Genomic DNA, 15,124 nt, shown 5'->3' with positions numbered 1-15,124 from the left:
GGTTTTTACGACTGCTTCGCAGCCGAACGCAGGCTACGCCAGCTGCTACATGAGCCGGGTAATCAGCGCAGGGTGTCGATCATGTCGGCGACGGTGGTCAACACGTCTTTACCCAATTGCTTCGAGCGTTTTCCGGACCAGCCAGTGAGCGCATTCGGCGAATCGTTGTTGTCCTTGAACGGCATTTCCAGGGTCAAGGACAGGCAATCGAATTTCTGACCGACGCTGTTGCAGGCCAAGGTCATGTTGGCTTTACCCGGCTCATCACGGGTGTAGCCATGCTTGGTCTGGAAGTCCTTGGTCAGGTGTTTCAGATGGCTGCGGAAATGCTCTTCGAGTTTTTCGATTCGCGGCGTGTATCCAGGGTTGCCTTCACAGGCAGCGGTGAACACGTAGGGGATTTCTTCATCGCCGTGAATGTCGAGGAACAGGTCGACGCCATACTTTTCCATCTGCTGCTGAACGAACAGCACTTCCGGGCTGGTTTCCTGACTGGCGCTCTGCCAGGCACGGTTCAGGTCCTGCCCCATGGCGTTGGTGCGCAGATGACCATGGAAGGCGCCGTCCGGGTTCATGTTCGGCACCAGGTACAGGTCGGCGCTGGCCAGCAGTTTGTTCAATACCGGGTCATCGTGTTTTTCCAGGCGTTCGATGACGCCCTCCATGAACCATTCGGCCATGTGTTCGCCGGGGTGTTGCTGAGCGATCATCCAGACTTTGCGCCGGCCTTCGGCACCCGTGCCTTTACGCAGCAATTGAATGTCACGCCCTTCGACGCTCTTGCCGGTGGCCAACAGTTCGGTGCCAGCTTTGGTCAATGCCTGTTCGATCAACCAGTCGTGACGGCCACGGCTATAGGGTTCGAAGTAGGCGAACCAGGCGTGGGTCGCGGTGGCTTCGAGGCTGAAGCGCAGGCAGTCGCCTTCGAAGATGGTGGGTACGCGGAACCAGTTGACGTGGTCGTAGGACGCAACGGCCTGATAGCCGTCCCAAGCCTTGTTATAGGAGGACTTGCTGGCGTTGTTCAGGCGAAACCAGTGCTCCTGACCGACGTGAAGACCGCTGGCCTTGAAGTGGAACCATTGAAAGTGTTGGCTGCGGGTGTCGGGTTTGATGGCCAGCAATGCTTGAAGCGGATTGCTGATATCCAGCACTTCAATGTTGCCGCTGTCGAAGTTTGCACTGATGTCGAAGGAAGATTTAGCCACGGTCATAATCGATATCCAGAATATGATTTTATGGCGGCTACTTTACACGCAAGACAGGGGGGAAACCGAGGGAAATTGCGGGGTGCAGAGGGGGGCGTCCTCCTTGACGCCGACGCAGCTTAGAGACTGTGCGATTGATTCTCAAGTGCTATTTTTACATTGGTTTGGCCCAATGATGCCGGGCTTCTCTTGCCAACCGATATTCTTTTGATATTATCCGCGCCATCGAATTTGCAGCACCTAAAGACTTCATTAGCCTGAAGGTAAAAGCCAGAATAACTGGCAAAAAAAAGACCCGGCAAAAAGCCGGGTCAAAAACCGTGATTAGCCTGATGAGGAGATAGTCCAGAAGACCGACCTAAGGTCATTTGGACAATCGACTGATCTCGCGACCAGCTGCATGCAATAATAATCATTCTCGTTTGCAAGTCAAATGAATTTATCTGCACGATGGGAAAATTCTTTCCCGTCTTCCCCAGAAGTACCTTCGCTTCACACGTTCTGATGCGCTTGCAATGACCGATCGATCATCGCCTTGGCCATGTCGATCATGTGCACCGTCGAAAACGCCAGGTCGCGGCTTGCACCGTGCAGGTTACTGGCGGACTCGTGTGCAGTCGCCGCAGCGCATCGCAACAAATCCGAGGCATGAACCAGTGCTTCTTCAGCACTGATACCCGGGTTCACATCAAAGAAACGCTCGACCGTCGCGGCTTCGGACACAGTTGGTTTCAAGTAGTAATCCAATGCTCGTTGCGCGGCAGCACTGCCTTTTGGCGAGGTCAGGGTGGTATCGATTTGCATGTCTGGCAGGTCGTTGCTGGGTAACGTCATGACGATGGCAAGCTCCGTGATAGATTCAGATCCGTGAATCCATCCTAGTACGAACTGTATTTGTGACAGGGATTTAAATACTACAATTTGTGTTTTGTTGGTCGGAGTACCCCACGTATCGTGCCGCACATGGATAAATGGATTGAGTTGGTCAAAGCCAAGATGAGTGAGCTCAAAGTCACTCAAGAGGTACTCGCCGACCGCCTCGGGATGTCCCAGGGTGGCGTGGGTCACTGGCTGAATAAACGCCGTTCGCCGAGCATCGAAGACATGAATCGTGTCTTGCGCGCGCTCGGGATGGATTTTCTGGAAGTGGCGATGGTGATTCGCGAGGTCTTGCAGGATGACGAGCCTTGCCTGACACACAAGTACAACCCGTACTTCCGCTACCCGGTCAGTGACTGGCGGGAGCCCGAGCAAGTGCGTGACGGTGAGTTATCGGTCTACGGCAAGCCGCGTTTCGAACTGACCGATTACCACGCGCAGGGTGCTGCGTTTTGGCTGGAGGTGGTGGGCGATGCGATGACTGCGCCCACGGGCATAAGTATCGCCGAGGGCATGATGATCCTGGTCGATCCGGCCATTGTGCCAGAGCCCGGAAAACTGGTGATCGCGCAGTGGTCGGACAGCACCGAGGCGACCTTTCGCAAACTGATCGAAGAGGGCGGGCAGCGTTACCTGGTCCCGCTCAATCCGACGTATCCGAAAGCCCTTTTCACCGAGGAGTGTCGAATACTCGGCGTAGTGGTTCAGGCAACGGCCAAATTCTAATCAGATCGGTCCTCGCAAAACGTAGGACCGATCTTCATTTCACGCTTCTTCCAGTTCGACCAACGCACTGCCTTCGCTGACCATTTCGCCTTCCTGGCAATACAAGGCCTTGATCACACCCGCGTGGGGCGCACGAATGCTGTGCTCCATTTTCATTGCTTCCAACACCACCAATTGCGCTCCGGCTTCGACCGTTTGCCCGGCCTCCACCAGGACTCGCACGATGCTGCCGTTCATCGGGGCCGTGAGACCGCCCTGATGGCTGTGGCTGGCTTCGACGGCGCTGATCGGGTCGTAGGACTCGATACGGCGCAGTTCACCTTCCCATTGCAGATAGACAGAGTCGCCACGACGGAGGGTCCGATGCTGGCGGCGCACGCCGTTGTGCTCGGTCAGCAATTGCTCGCCTTTGAGTTGCGCCGTGCAGATGTCGCCCAGGGTCAACGCCCGGTCCTGGTTTTCGCAGCTCAGGTGCAGGGTGATTTCCTTCGGCAATCCGGCACGGAAACCATTGCTGATCCCCCATGGCGAACTCACGTCATCAGCGCGCGGTGAAGCTGGCTGACTCTGGGCAACCGCCTGCGCAGCGGCTTGCCAGAACGCGTCATCGAGGTCCGAGGGCGCTGGCAACAATTGCTCCTGAAAACGCGGGATAAACCCGGTGTCCAGCTCTGCCGCCGCAAACGCAGGGTGCGCGATGATCCGGCGCAGGAAGTTGATATTGGTCTTGAGCCCGCCAATCGCAAACTCATCGAGCATGCTCAGCAAGCGCAGACGCGCCTGTTCGCGGTCCTCGCCCCAGGCAATCAGCTTGCCCAGCATCGGGTCGTAGAATGGCGAAATTTCATCGCCTTCCTCGACACCGCTATCAACCCGACGTCCCGGGCCTGCGGCGGATTCGCGATACAGGTCCAGGCGGCCGGTGGCCGGCAGGAAGTCATTGGCCGGGTCCTCGGCGTACAGCCGCACTTCAATCGCGTGACCGATCAGCGGAACCTCGGCCTGAGTCATCGGCAGCGCTTCGCCACGAGCCACACGAATCTGCCAGGCCACGAGATCGAGCCCCGTGATGGCTTCGGTGACCGGGTGTTCCACCTGCAGGCGCGTGTTCATCTCCATAAAGAAGAACTCACCGCGCGAATCCAGCAGAAACTCCACGGTGCCGGCGCCGACATAACCGATGGCTTGCGCCGAACGCACAGCCGCCTCGCCCATGGCACGACGCAGTTCCGGGCTCAAGCCTGGCGCGGGGGCTTCCTCGACGACTTTCTGGTGCCGGCGCTGAATCGAGCAATCACGTTCATTCAGATACAGGCAGTTGCCATGCTGATCGGCGAAGACCTGGATTTCCACATGACGCGGTTTGAGGAGGTACTTCTCCACCAGCATCCGCGAATCGCCGAAGGACGATTTCGCTTCACGCTGTGCCGAGGCCAGAGCTTCGGCCAACTGGCTGACATCCTCGACCACTTTCATGCCTTTGCCGCCACCGCCGGCGGTGGCCTTGAGCAGCACCGGATAACCAATGCGTTCGCAGGCATCGYGGAAGGTGTCGAAGTCTTGCGCTTCGCCGTGATAGCCGGGGACCAACGGTACGCCGGCGGTTTCCATCAGCGCTTTGGCCGCGGATTTACTGCCCATGGCGTCGATGGCCGAGGCCGGTGGGCCGAGGAAAATCAGGCCTGCCTCTTCAATCGCGCGGGCGAACCCGGCGTTCTCCGACAAAAAGCCATAACCCGGATGAATCGCCTGAGCACCGCTGGCCTTGGCGGCAGCAATCAGTTTGTCGATTTGCAGGTAACTGTCGGCGGCTTTGCTGCCACCGAGGTCGACGCGGATATCCGCTTCGCGGCTGTGGCGCGCGTCACGGTCAGTGGCGCTGTGCACGGCCACGGTGGTCAGGCCCAGGGCTTTGGCGGTGCGCATCACGCGGCAGGCGATTTCGCCACGGTTGGCCACCAGCAGGGTGGTGAGAACAGGTGCGCTCATCAACGCGGCTCCTTCGTGGTGGGGGCTTGCCAGCTCGGCGGACGTTTTTGCAGAAAAGCGCGCAGGCCTTCCTGACCTTCAGGGCTGACGCGGATGCGGGCGATGGCATTTTCGGTGTAGCGGCGCAGTGCCGGAGTCAATTCGCCGTGACTGACTTCGCGCAGCAGATCCTTGCTGGCGCGCATGGCGGCCGGGCTGTTGAGTAGCAGGTTGTCGATCCACTGATCGACCTTTTGCTCCAGCTCAGTGGCCGGATAGCTCTCCGACAACAAGCCGATTTCCCGCGCCCGTTGCCCGCCGAAACGTTCGGCAGTCAGGGCATAACGGCGTGTCGCGCGTTCGCCAATGGCTTGCACCACGAACGGGCTGATGACCGCGGGCGCCAGGCCGATGCGCACTTCCGACAGGCAGAACTGCGCGTCATCGGCGCCAATGGCCATGTCGCAGCAACTGATCAGGCCCAGTGCACCGCCGAATGCCGCGCCTTGCACCACGGCCACTGTCGGGATTTTCAACTTGGCGAGGTTGTACATCAATTCCGCCAGTTCCCGGGCGTCGTCGAGGTTGGTGTTGTAATCGAGCTCGGCCGACTGCTGCATCCACGCCAGGTCTGCGCCGGCGCTGAAATGCTTGCCGCGCCCGCGCACCAGCAAAAAGCGCAGGTTGGTGTCGCTGGCCACGGTATCCAGCGCGAGGATCAGTTCGCGGATCATTTCAGCGTTGAACGCGTTGTTCTTTTCTTCGCGGCTGAGCCACAGGGTGGCGAAACCCCGTGGGTCGGTCAGCAGTTCGAGGGTATTGAAGTCGCTCATGGTTTTCTCCCGATCACATCCGGAACACGCCGAAGCGGCTCGGTTCGATAGGCGCGTTCAACGACGCGGACAAGGCCAGGGCCAGCACATCGCGGGTCTGCGCCGGGTCGATTACACCGTCGTCCCACAGCCGTGCGCTGGAGTAGTAGGGGTGACCCTGTTCTTCATATTGATCGAGGATTGGTTGCTTGATCTCGGCTTCCTGCTCGGCGCTGAAACCATGGCCACTGCGCTCGGCCTGCTCGCGTTTGACCTGCACCAACACCCCAGCGGCTTGCTCGGCGCCCATCACGCCGATGCGAGCGTTCGGCCACATCCACAGGAAGCGCGGGTCGTAGGCTCGCCCGCACATGCCGTAGTTGCCGGCACCAAAACTGCCGCCAATGATCACGGTGAATTTCGGCACCTTGGCGCACGCCACGGCGGTCACCAGTTTCGCGCCATGCTTGGCGATGCCACCGGCCTCGTATTTCTGGCCGACCATGAACCCGGTAATGTTTTGCAGGAACAGCAACGGAATGCCGCGCTGACAGGCCAGTTCGATGAAGTGCGCGCCTTTCTGCGCGGCTTCGGCGAACAGGATGCCGTTGTTGGCGAGGATCGCGATCGGGTAACCGTGCAAGTGGGCAAAGCCGCAGACCAGTGTGGTCCCGAACAGTGCCTTGAATTCGTCAAACACCGAACCGTCGACCAGGCGCGCAATGACTTCGCGTACATCGAACGGTTGCTTGGCGTCCGCCGACACCACGCCGTACAGCTCGTCGTTGCTGTACAGCGGAGCAATCGGCGCACGTTGTTGCAGCTCGCCGAGTTTGCGCCAGTTGAGGTTGGCGACACTGCGTCGGGCAATGGCCAGGGCGTGTTCATCGCTCTCGGCGTAGTGGTCGGCCACCCCGGAAATCTTGCAATGCACATCGGCCCCGCCAAGGTCTTCGGCGCTGACCACTTCACCGGTCGCGGCTTTCACCAGCGGTGGGCCGGCGAGGAAAATCGTCGCCTGCTGACGAACCATGATCGCTTCGTCAGCCATCGCTGGCACATACGCGCCACCGGCGGTGCAGGAGCCCATGACCACCGCAATTTGCGGAATGCCCATGGCGCTCATGTTGGCCTGGTTGAAGAAGATTCGTCCGAAGTGCTCGCGATCCGGGAACACTTCATCCTGGCGCGGCAAGTTGGCGCCACCGGAGTCCACCAGGTAGATGCACGGCAGGCGATTCTGCTGGGCGATGGTCTGGGCGCGCAGGTGTTTTTTCACGGTCAGCGGGTAGTAAGAGCCGCCTTTCACCGTGGCATCGTTGGCGACGATCATGCACTCGACGCCTTCCACGCGGCCGATCCCGGCGATCACGCCAGCGGCTGGAACGTCTTCACCGTACACCTCGTAGGCCGCCAGCTGGCTGATCTCAAGAAACGGCGAGCCCGGATCGAGCAGGCGGTTGATCCGCTCGCGGGGCAGCAACTTGCCTCGCGAAGTGTGGCGTTCTTGTGCCTTCGGGCCGCCACCTTGCTGCACTTGGGCGAGCAGGGTGTGCAGGGCGTCGACCTGTTTGAGCATCGCCGCGCTGTTGGCCGCGAATTCCGCCGAACGGGGGTTGAGCTGGGTATGCAGGATAGCCATGGACAGCTCCGTTTAGCGGGTTTCGTTGAACAGTTCGCGACCGATGAGCATGCGACGGATCTCACTGGTACCGGCGCCGATTTCGTACAGCTTGGCGTCACGCAGCAGACGACCTGCCGGGAATTCATTGATGTAACCGTTGCCGCCCAGAATCTGGATCGCGTCGAGGGCCATTTGCGTGGCGCGTTCGGCGCTGTAGAGGATCACACCGGCAGCGTCCTTGCGCGTGGTTTCGCCACGTTCGCAAGCCTGGGCCACGGCGTACAGATAGGCGCGACTGGCGTTGAGTTGGGTGTACATGTCGGCAACTTTGCCCTGGATCAGCTGGAATTCGCCGATGCTTTGGCCGAACTGCTTGCGGTCGTGGATGTACGGAACGATCAGGTCCATACAGGCCTGCATGATGCCGGTCGGGCCACCCGAAAGGACGACGCGTTCGTAGTCGAGGCCGCTCATCAATACTTTCACGCCGCCGTTGAGCACGCCGAGGATGTTTTCTTCCGGCACTTCGACGTCATCGAAAAACAGTTCGCAGGTGTTCGAGCCGCGCATGCCGAGCTTGTCGAACTTGTTGCTGCGGCTGAAGCCTTTCCAGTCGCGCTCGACGATGAACGCGGTGATGCCGTGCGGGCCTTTTTCCAGGTCGGTCTTGGCGTAGATCACGTAGGTGTTGGCGTCAGGACCGTTGGTGATCCAGGTCTTGCTGCCATTGAGCACGTACTTGTCGCCACGTTTGTCAGCGCGCAGTTTCATCGAGACCACGTCGGAACCGGCATTCGGCTCGCTCATGGCCAGGGCGCCGATGTGCTCGCCGCTGATCAGCTTCGGCAGGTACTTGGATTTTTGCTCGTGGTTGCCGTTGCGGTTGATCTGGTTGACGCAGAGGTTGGAGTGGGCGCCGTAGGACAAGGCGACCGACGCCGAGCCGCGGCTGATTTCTTCCATGATCACCACATGGGCCAGGTAACCCAGGCCAGCGCCGCCGTACTCCTCTGGCACGGTGACGCCGAGCAGGCCCATGTCGCCGAATTTGCGCCACAGGTCAGCGGGGAACAGGTTGTCGATGTCGATCTGAGCAGCGCGCGGGGCGATCTCTTTGGCGACGAAGGACTGAACCTGATCGCGCAACATGTCGATGGTTTCACCGAGGGCAAAATTCAGGGATGGGTAGCTCATGGGTCACCTTTTGGCTTTTTTGTAGGGTGGGGAGGGCAGTGATTCGGCTCTCACCTTTACGTTAACGTAAGCCTGTGACGAATGGCTGTCAATCACCCTTTACGTTAACGTCAACTTGAGCGAGAGTAGAGGCAGTTCTGAACGATCGGGGCTACTCATATGCCTCGGTCCAACAACCCACTAATAAAGACAATAGGGGTCGTCATGGATCAACCCAGTGCAAGCCCGCAGCGCAGCTATACCCGAGGTTCCCAAAACAAAGCCTTGCTGGCGATGACCATCGGCCAGGCATTCGATAACACCGTTGCGCAGTACCCGACCGGGGAGGCGCTGGTCGTGCGCCATCAGCAGTTGCGATACACCTGGCAGCAACTGGCCGACGTCGTAGACCTGCACGCCAGAGCGCTTCTGGCGCTGGGCCTGCAAGCGGGTGACCGTCTCGGCATTTGGGCACCGAACTGCGCCCAGTGGTGCATCACCCAATTCGCCACGGCGAAAATCGGCGTGATTCTGGTCAACATCAACCCGGCGTATCGCAGCTCCGAACTCGAATATGTGCTCAAGCAGTCGGGTTGCCAATGGCTGGTCTGCGCCGGCGCGTTCAAAACCTCCAACTATCACGGGATGCTGCAAGGCCTCGTTCCCGAACTGGCCGAGCAATCCATCGGAAAGTTGCACAGTGAACGCCTGCCCGACCTGCGCGGTGTCATCAGTCTGGATGCGCAGCCGCCTTCAGGTTTCCTGCCGTGGTCACAATTGGCCGATCTGGCCGCCAGCGTTTCGACTGAGCAGTTGCAAGAACGCCAGGACAGCCTGCATTTCGATCAGCCGGTGAACATCCAGTACACCTCCGGCACCACCGGGTTCCCGAAAGGCGCGACCCTCAGTCACTACAATATTCTCAACAACGGTTACATGGTCGGCGAAAGCCTGGGCCTGACCGCCAATGATCGCCTGGTGATCCCGGTGCCGCTGTATCACTGCTTCGGCATGGTCATGGGCAATCTCGGCTGCGTCACTCATGGCAGCACCATGATTTACCCGAGTGATGCCTTCGATCCGCTGCTGACCCTGACCACTGTCGCTGAAGAAAAAGCCACAGCGTTGTATGGCGTACCGACCATGTTCATCGCCATGCTCGATCAGCCCAGCCGGGCCGAATTTGACCTGTCGAGCCTGCGCACCGGGATCATGGCCGGTGCAACGTGCCCGATCGAGGTGATGCGCCGGGTCATCAACGAAATGCACATGAACGAAGTGCAGATTGCCTACGGCATGACGGAAACAAGCCCGGTGTCGTTGCAGACCGGTCCGTCAGACGAACTGGAGTTGCGCGTAACCACGGTCGGTCGCACCCAGCCGCAACTGGAAAGCAAAATCATCGACGAGGCCGGCAACCTCGTGCCGCGCGGCACCATTGGCGAACTGTGCACCCGTGGTTACAGCGTGATGCTCGGCTATTGGAACAACCCGCAAGGCACGGCGGAAGCCATTGATCAGGCCGGCTGGATGCATACCGGCGACCTGGCGAGCATGAACGACGAAGGCTATGTGTGCATTGCCGGACGCAACAAGGACATGATCATCCGTGGCGGTGAAAATGTTTACCCACGGGAGTTGGAAGAGTTCTTCTTCACCCACCCGGCGGTGGCTGACGTGCAGGTGATCGGCATCCCGTGCTCGCGTTATGGCGAAGAGATTGTCGCCTGGATCAAATTCCACCCTGGCCACAGCGCTACCGAGCAAGAGCTGCAAGCCTGGTGCAAGGATCGCATCGCGCACTTCAAGACGCCGCGTTACTTCAAATTCGTCGAGGAGTTTCCGATGACGGTGACTGGCAAGATCCAGAAATTCCGTATGCGTGAGATCAGTATCGAAGAATTGCGCGAGAACAAAGCCTGAGCATATTTCCCTGTGGGAGCAGGTGTGCTTCCACAGGGAAATTGGGGAAACACAAATGCCGGAAAGCACAAAGGGGAGCCGAAGCTCCCCTTTAATTTTGTCGTTGCGCGTGCTCTTTTTTTATTATTGAGGGGCGGTCTGTTTTTGTTTTTAGTGACCGTGACCCTTTACCGCTGTTTTTGTCGATCCCCATCCGGGATCAAGAGCAAACGTATTTTTTTGAGCGCTGATCTACTTTTTCGCTAAGCGATCCAACCAGTTCGGGAGCTACCTGAGGGTAGTTTTATTGTTCTCTGCCCGGTTGCGGGTTACTCCGAAAAGCACCCTGAAAAGCACACCTTCTCCAAAAAAATCTGTTAGCTGCGTCTCTGCCGTGTTGTTTTTGTTATGTCAGAGTCGTTACGTCTTATTTTTATTAGGTTTGCTGCTTTTTTTGTTCTTGTTATGCAGTAGTGATAGCAGAAGCCGTGCCAACTTTTAAAAACCCTTTAAAATCAATGCTTTGTGATTTTGTAAGGTTTTGCGCCTCAGGTAAAACCCTAGAATCTGTTTCCGTGTTACTCGCTTGCGCCCACCATTGAGACCGCGCGGTAACACCCAGACACACTCACTGTGCGCTGCGAGCCTTGGCCACGCGCGAACCGGTCACACGCCCCAACACCGTGCAAATCTGCTGACCGGCCAGAATCAATGCATCCAGATTGATACCCGTCTCGATTCCCAGGCCGTTGAGCAGGTAAACCACATCTTCAGTGGCAACGTTACCGCTGGCGCCCTTGGCGTACGGGCAGCCGCCGAGGCCGGCGATGGAACTGTCGAACACCGAGATACCTTCCAGCAGGCTGGCGTAGATGTTGGCCATGGCCTGGCCGTAGGTGTCGTGGAAGTGCCCGGCGAGTTTTTCGCGGGGCACGCTGGCCGAGACCACTTCGAACAGCTTGCGGGTGGCGCCAGCGGTGCCCGTGCCGATCGTGTCGCCCAATGACACTTCATAACAGCCCATCGCATAGAGCTCGCGCGCAACCAGGGCGACTTGCTCGGGGGCGACGTTACCTTCGTAAGGGCAGCCCAGCACGCAGGACACGTAACCGCGCACGCTCACGCCGTGTTGTTTGGCCGCCTCCATGATGGGCACGAAACGCTCCAGGCTTTCGCTGATCGAGCAGTTGATGTTGCGTTGGGAAAACGCCTCGGAGGCGGCGGCGAACACGGCCACCTCCTTTACACCCGCCGCCATTGCGTCTTCAAACCCGCGCAGGTTGGGGGCGAGCGCGCCGTAGGTGACGCCCGGCTTGCGCTGGATCTGCGCGAAGACCTCGGCGGAACCGGCCATTTGCGGCACCCACTTTGGCGAAACGAAACTGCCGACTTCTATATAGCCAAGGCCGGCGGCGGTCAGCGCGTCGACCAGTTGCACCTTGTCGGCAACGCTGATGGGCTGGGCTTCGTTTTGCAGACCGTCGCGTGGGCCGACTTCGACAATGCGTACGTGGGTAGGAAGGGACATGGCGTTGGACCTGTTGTAATTGTCTGAATGTTCACAGAACCCTGTAGGAGCCAAGCTTGCTCGCGATAGCGGTATGGCCTTCAACATCGATGTCGACTGACCTGACGCTTTCGCGAGCAAGCTCAGCTCCTACACGACCTGTTGGCTCTTGATCGTTTGCTCCAGCGCCTGGACGCAACGCTCCTGCGCGGTATCCAGTTCCAGCTTCATCTGTTCGATGTCGAGCATTTGCTGCTCCAGCTGTTCGCGGCGTTCGGCGATTTTGGTCAGCATGGTTTGCAGTTGTTTCTGATTGCCACCGGTCGGGTCGTATAGCTCGATCAGCTCGCGGCATTCGGCCAGCGAGAAGCCTATGCGCTTGCCTCGCAGGATCAGTTTCAGACTGACCTTGTCGCGGGGCGAATAGATGCGTTCCTGACCGCGACGTTCGGGGCTGAGCAGGCCTTGCTCTTCATAAAAGCGGATGGCCCGCGTGGTGATGTCGAGCTCGCGGGCGAGGTCGGAAATGCTATAGGTCTGGCTGCTCATGGAGGCGCTCGAAAAAGGTCATGGCGCTAAGCTAATGGCAGGTTGACGTTTACGTCAAGGGGCAGCGGTTTTCGCTGTCAATGCGGGCCTCTTCGCGGGCAAGCCTCGCTCCTACAGGATCTGAGCCGAACCTGTAGGAGCAAGGCTTGCCCGCGATGAACGATGATGCCTACGCCTTTTCGAGCTTCTTCTCATGCGCCGTCACCTGCTGGCACAACTCGATCATCTGCTCGCGCATCCAGCGGTTGGCCGGGTCCTGGTCGGTGCTTTCATGCCAGTAGAGGTGCGTTTCCACCGGTGGCACGTCGTTGACCGGCAGGCTGAAGGCGTGCAAGTCATTGCGACGGGCGAAGCGCTCCGGCACGGTCATGACCATGTCGGTCTGCTGTAACACTTGCGAGGCCATCAAATAGTGCTGGGACCGAAGCGCGATCTTGCGCTGGATGCCCATCTTCCCCAGAGCCAGGTCGACATGGCCCAGACCGCTGCGGCGGCTGGAAATGTGGATGTGGGTCAGCGACAGGTAATCATCCAGGGTGAATTTCTCTTTACCCGCCAGCGGATGCCCCTTGCGCATGGCGCACACGTAGCGGTCTTCCATCAACTTGACGTGACGCACCTGCGGGTCGGTGTTGAGCGGCGCATCCACCGCGAAGTCGAGACGCCCGGCCGCCAGTTCCTTGGTGGTCTCGCGGCGCTTGGACAGGAAGCTTTCGATGATCACTGTCGGGGCCAGACGGCGCAGGCGCTGGAACAGCGGCGGCAGGATCACTGCTTCAGTGAGGTCGGTCATGCTGATGCGGTAGGTCTTGACCGCCTGCAGCGGGTTGAATATGCGGCTTTCCTGCACCGATACGCGCAGTAGAGAGAGGGCGTTACGCACCGGCCCGATGATGTTCTGCGCCATCGGCGTCGGCACCATGCCTTGGGCGGTGCGTACAAACAACGGATCGTTGAAGGTCTCGCGCAGGCGAGCCAGAGCGTTCGAGACCGCTGGCTGAGTAATGCCGACAATCTGCCCGGCACGGGTCAGGTTGGCTTCGGTGTAGATCGCGTCGAAGACGATGAAAAGGTTGAGGTCGACCTTGCTCAGATTCATTGCGCTGCACTCTTATTGTTTGGGGCATTTCGTTGTGGCCGGAGGCCTTGGCGATCACCCGATCATATATCGGTGATGAATGTTAATACACGCCGAGAATAGGCTAGGTAAATTATCAGCGCTGTTCTAGCATCAATCGCATGACCTAAACAACCTCTGCCCAAGAAGGTAATTGCTCATGGATTTCGCTTATTCGCCCAAGGTGCAAGAACTGCGTGAGCGCGTGACCGCGTTCATGGACACTTACGTTTATCCCGCCGAAGCCGTGTTCGAGCGCCAGGTTGCCGAAGGTGATCGCTGGCAGCCGACCGCGATCATGGAAGAACTTAAACTCAAGGCCAAGGCTGAAGGTCTGTGGAATTTGTTTCTGCCTGAGTCCGAACTCGGTGCCGGCCTGACCAACCTCGAATACGCGCCATTGGCTGAAATCATGGGCCGCTCGTTGCTGGGGCCAGAGCCGTTCAACTGCTCGGCACCCGACACCGGCAACATGGAAGTGTTGGTGCGTTACGCCAACGAAGAACAGAAACAACGCTGGCTCGAACCACTGCTGCGCGGCGAGATCCGCTCGGCGTTCGCCATGACTGAGCCGGACGTCGCGTCCTCCGACGCCACCAACATGGCCGCCCGCGCTGTGCGTGATGGTGACGAGTGGGTCATCAACGGCAAAAAATGGTGGACCTCAGGTGCCTGCGATCCACGCTGCAAAATTCTGATTTTCATGGGCCTGAGTAACCCGGATGCACCGCGCCACGCGCAGCACTCGATGATTCTGGTGCCGGTGGATGCCCCGGGCGTGAAGATCGTGCGTCCGCTGCCTGTGTTCGGTTATGACGACGCGCCTCACGGCCACGCCGAAGTGCTGTTCGAAAACGTCCGCGTGCCGTACGAAAACGTCCTGTTGGGCGAAGGGCGCGGCTTCGAAATCGCTCAGGGCCGCCTTGGCCCAGGCCGGATTCACCACTGCATGCGTTCGATCGGCATGGCTGAACGGGCGCTGGAATTGATGTGCAAACGCTCGGTCAGCCGTACTGCGTTCGGTAAGCCGTTGGCACGCCTGGGCGGCAATATCGACAAGATTGCCGACTCGCGGATGGAAATCGACATGGCACGCCTGCTGACATTAAAAGCGGCGTACATGATGGACACCGTGGGCAACAAGGTGGCGAAGAGCGAAATCGCGCAGATCAAGGTGGTTGCGCCGAACGTGGCATTGCGGGTTATCGACCGGGCGATCCAGATCCATGGCGGGGCCGGGGTGTCCAACGATTTCCCGCTGGCCTACATGTATGCGATGCAGCGCACCCTGCGCCTGGCCGACGGCCCGGACGAAGTACACCGCGCAGCCATTGGCAAGTTCGAGATCGGCAAGTACGTGCCTAAAGAGATGATGCGTAGCGGGCAGTAAGTTAGACCGCGTCATCGTTCATCGCGAGCAAGCTCGGCTTGTATGTTTAGACTTGAAGGGGTGGGCGGGACTAAAAGCTCGATTCCGACTCTAGCCAGTACGGACCGTGGGAGACTTCTCGTCCCGCCCCTTCTACCCGAAGCGCCGATAAGGAATTCATCGGTAAAACCGACGATAGAGGCAAGCCAGCGCAAGGGTAAACCCCGACAAGCCCTTAAACCCTAGCTCCGAGGATTCGTCATGACAATCCTTACCTCGCCAACGGTAAT

General features: G+C 58.9%; 12 protein-coding genes. 3 read left to right on the top strand and 9 right to left on the bottom strand.

All coding sequences use genetic code 11. The features are described from left to right. Nucleotides 1–62 precede the first annotated feature (62 nt). A complete protein-coding gene (locus AC1D2P_RS27680; RefSeq protein ID WP_109786623.1) occupies nucleotides 63–1,214 on the bottom strand; it encodes a M14 family metallopeptidase in 1,152 nt (383 codons plus the stop codon). Nucleotides 1,215–1,700: 486 nt separating this feature from the next. Next, nucleotides 1,701–2,042 carry a DUF6124 family protein gene (locus AC1D2P_RS27675; RefSeq protein ID WP_046032536.1) on the bottom strand — a complete coding sequence of 114 codons (342 nt, stop codon included), beginning with the start codon at nucleotides 2,040–2,042 and terminating at the stop codon, nucleotides 1,701–1,703. 129 nt (nucleotides 2,043–2,171) lie between these two features. Between AC1D2P_RS27675 and AC1D2P_RS27670 the strand changes: the two genes are divergently transcribed. Beyond that, nucleotides 2,172–2,813: a LexA family protein gene (locus AC1D2P_RS27670; protein WP_477758245.1), complete on the top strand. Its 642-nt coding sequence runs from the start codon at nucleotides 2,172–2,174 to the stop codon at nucleotides 2,811–2,813. Between the two features lie 39 nt (nucleotides 2,814–2,852). Here AC1D2P_RS27670 and AC1D2P_RS27665 read toward each other — a convergent pair whose 3' ends face one another. Genes AC1D2P_RS27665 through AC1D2P_RS27650 form a run of 4 tightly spaced genes read right to left on the bottom strand, consistent with a single transcriptional unit; the run spans nucleotide 2,853 to nucleotide 8,411 of the window. After that, nucleotides 2,853–4,802 carry an acetyl/propionyl/methylcrotonyl-CoA carboxylase subunit alpha gene (locus AC1D2P_RS27665; protein ID WP_477811691.1) on the bottom strand — a complete coding sequence of 650 codons (1,950 nt, stop codon included), beginning with the start codon at nucleotides 4,800–4,802 and terminating at the stop codon, nucleotides 2,853–2,855. Further along, nucleotides 4,802–5,614 (bottom strand): gamma-carboxygeranoyl-CoA hydratase, encoded by an 813-nt coding sequence (locus tag AC1D2P_RS27660; protein ID WP_477758246.1) that lies wholly within the window; start codon nucleotides 5,612–5,614, stop codon nucleotides 4,802–4,804. The genes AC1D2P_RS27665 and AC1D2P_RS27660 overlap by 1 nt, the downstream gene beginning before the upstream one ends. 13 nt (nucleotides 5,615–5,627) lie before the next feature. Next, on the bottom strand, nucleotides 5,628–7,235 hold the full coding sequence (locus AC1D2P_RS27655; protein WP_077431854.1) for a carboxyl transferase domain-containing protein: 1,608 nt from the start codon (nucleotides 7,233–7,235) through the stop codon (nucleotides 5,628–5,630). Nucleotides 7,236–7,247: 12 nt separating this feature from the next. Next, the gene (locus AC1D2P_RS27650; RefSeq protein WP_046032531.1) at nucleotides 7,248–8,411 is read right to left on the bottom strand and encodes an isovaleryl-CoA dehydrogenase; all 1,164 of its coding nucleotides are present in this window, start codon (nucleotides 8,409–8,411) and stop codon (nucleotides 7,248–7,250) included. A 204-nt stretch (nucleotides 8,412–8,615) separates the two neighbouring features. Between AC1D2P_RS27650 and AC1D2P_RS27645 the strand changes: the two genes are divergently transcribed. Next, on the top strand, nucleotides 8,616–10,313 hold the full coding sequence (locus tag AC1D2P_RS27645; protein WP_223522540.1) for an AMP-binding protein: 1,698 nt from the start codon (nucleotides 8,616–8,618) through the stop codon (nucleotides 10,311–10,313). Between the two features lie 607 nt (nucleotides 10,314–10,920). Here AC1D2P_RS27645 and AC1D2P_RS27640 read toward each other — a convergent pair. The 3 genes from AC1D2P_RS27640 to AC1D2P_RS27630 form a co-directional block, all read right to left on the bottom strand. After that, nucleotides 10,921–11,820 carry a hydroxymethylglutaryl-CoA lyase gene (locus tag AC1D2P_RS27640; protein ID WP_109786620.1) on the bottom strand — a complete coding sequence of 300 codons (900 nt, stop codon included), beginning with the start codon at nucleotides 11,818–11,820 and terminating at the stop codon, nucleotides 10,921–10,923. A 129-nt stretch (nucleotides 11,821–11,949) separates the two neighbouring features. Further along, the gene (locus AC1D2P_RS27635; protein ID WP_046032528.1) at nucleotides 11,950–12,348 is read right to left on the bottom strand and encodes a MerR family transcriptional regulator; all 399 of its coding nucleotides are present in this window, start codon (nucleotides 12,346–12,348) and stop codon (nucleotides 11,950–11,952) included. A gap of 169 nt (nucleotides 12,349–12,517) precedes the next feature. Then, on the bottom strand, nucleotides 12,518–13,447 hold the full coding sequence (locus AC1D2P_RS27630; RefSeq protein ID WP_109786619.1) for a LysR family transcriptional regulator: 930 nt from the start codon (nucleotides 13,445–13,447) through the stop codon (nucleotides 12,518–12,520). A gap of 178 nt (nucleotides 13,448–13,625) precedes the next feature. Between AC1D2P_RS27630 and AC1D2P_RS27625 the strand changes: the two genes are divergently transcribed. Beyond that, complete coding sequence (locus AC1D2P_RS27625) at nucleotides 13,626–14,855, top strand: acyl-CoA dehydrogenase (RefSeq protein WP_046032526.1); 1,230 nt, start codon at nucleotides 13,626–13,628, stop codon at nucleotides 14,853–14,855. Nucleotides 14,856–15,124 lie beyond the last annotated feature (269 nt).

This window comes from Pseudomonas sp. P1_F1_2, from assembly GCF_056405815.1.
This window is presented reverse-complemented; position numbering and strand designations above follow the sequence as displayed.

Excerpts from the sequence above, each read along its gene's own strand:
- AC1D2P_RS27650 (WP_046032531.1), bottom strand. The coding sequence starts at position 8,411 with ATGAGCTACCCATCCCTGAATTTTGCCCTCGGTGAAACCATCGACATG.
- AC1D2P_RS27675 (WP_046032536.1), bottom strand. The coding sequence starts at position 2,042 with ATGACGTTACCCAGCAACGACCTGCCAGACATGCAAATCGATACCACC.
- AC1D2P_RS27625 (WP_046032526.1), top strand. The coding sequence starts at position 13,626 with ATGGATTTCGCTTATTCGCCCAAGGTGCAAGAACTGCGTGAGCGCGTG.
- AC1D2P_RS27660 (WP_477758246.1), bottom strand. The coding sequence starts at position 5,614 with ATGAGCGACTTCAATACCCTCGAACTGCTGACCGACCCACGGGGTTTC.
- AC1D2P_RS27655 (WP_077431854.1), bottom strand. The coding sequence starts at position 7,235 with ATGGCTATCCTGCATACCCAGCTCAACCCCCGTTCGGCGGAATTCGCG.
- AC1D2P_RS27680 (WP_109786623.1), bottom strand. The coding sequence starts at position 1,214 with ATGACCGTGGCTAAATCTTCCTTCGACATCAGTGCAAACTTCGACAGC.
- AC1D2P_RS27645 (WP_223522540.1), top strand. The coding sequence starts at position 8,616 with ATGGATCAACCCAGTGCAAGCCCGCAGCGCAGCTATACCCGAGGTTCC.
- AC1D2P_RS27635 (WP_046032528.1), bottom strand. The coding sequence starts at position 12,348 with ATGAGCAGCCAGACCTATAGCATTTCCGACCTCGCCCGCGAGCTCGAC.
- AC1D2P_RS27630 (WP_109786619.1), bottom strand. The coding sequence starts at position 13,447 with ATGAATCTGAGCAAGGTCGACCTCAACCTTTTCATCGTCTTCGACGCG.
- AC1D2P_RS27670 (WP_477758245.1), top strand. The coding sequence starts at position 2,172 with ATGGATAAATGGATTGAGTTGGTCAAAGCCAAGATGAGTGAGCTCAAA.
- AC1D2P_RS27640 (WP_109786620.1), bottom strand. The coding sequence starts at position 11,820 with ATGTCCCTTCCTACCCACGTACGCATTGTCGAAGTCGGCCCACGCGAC.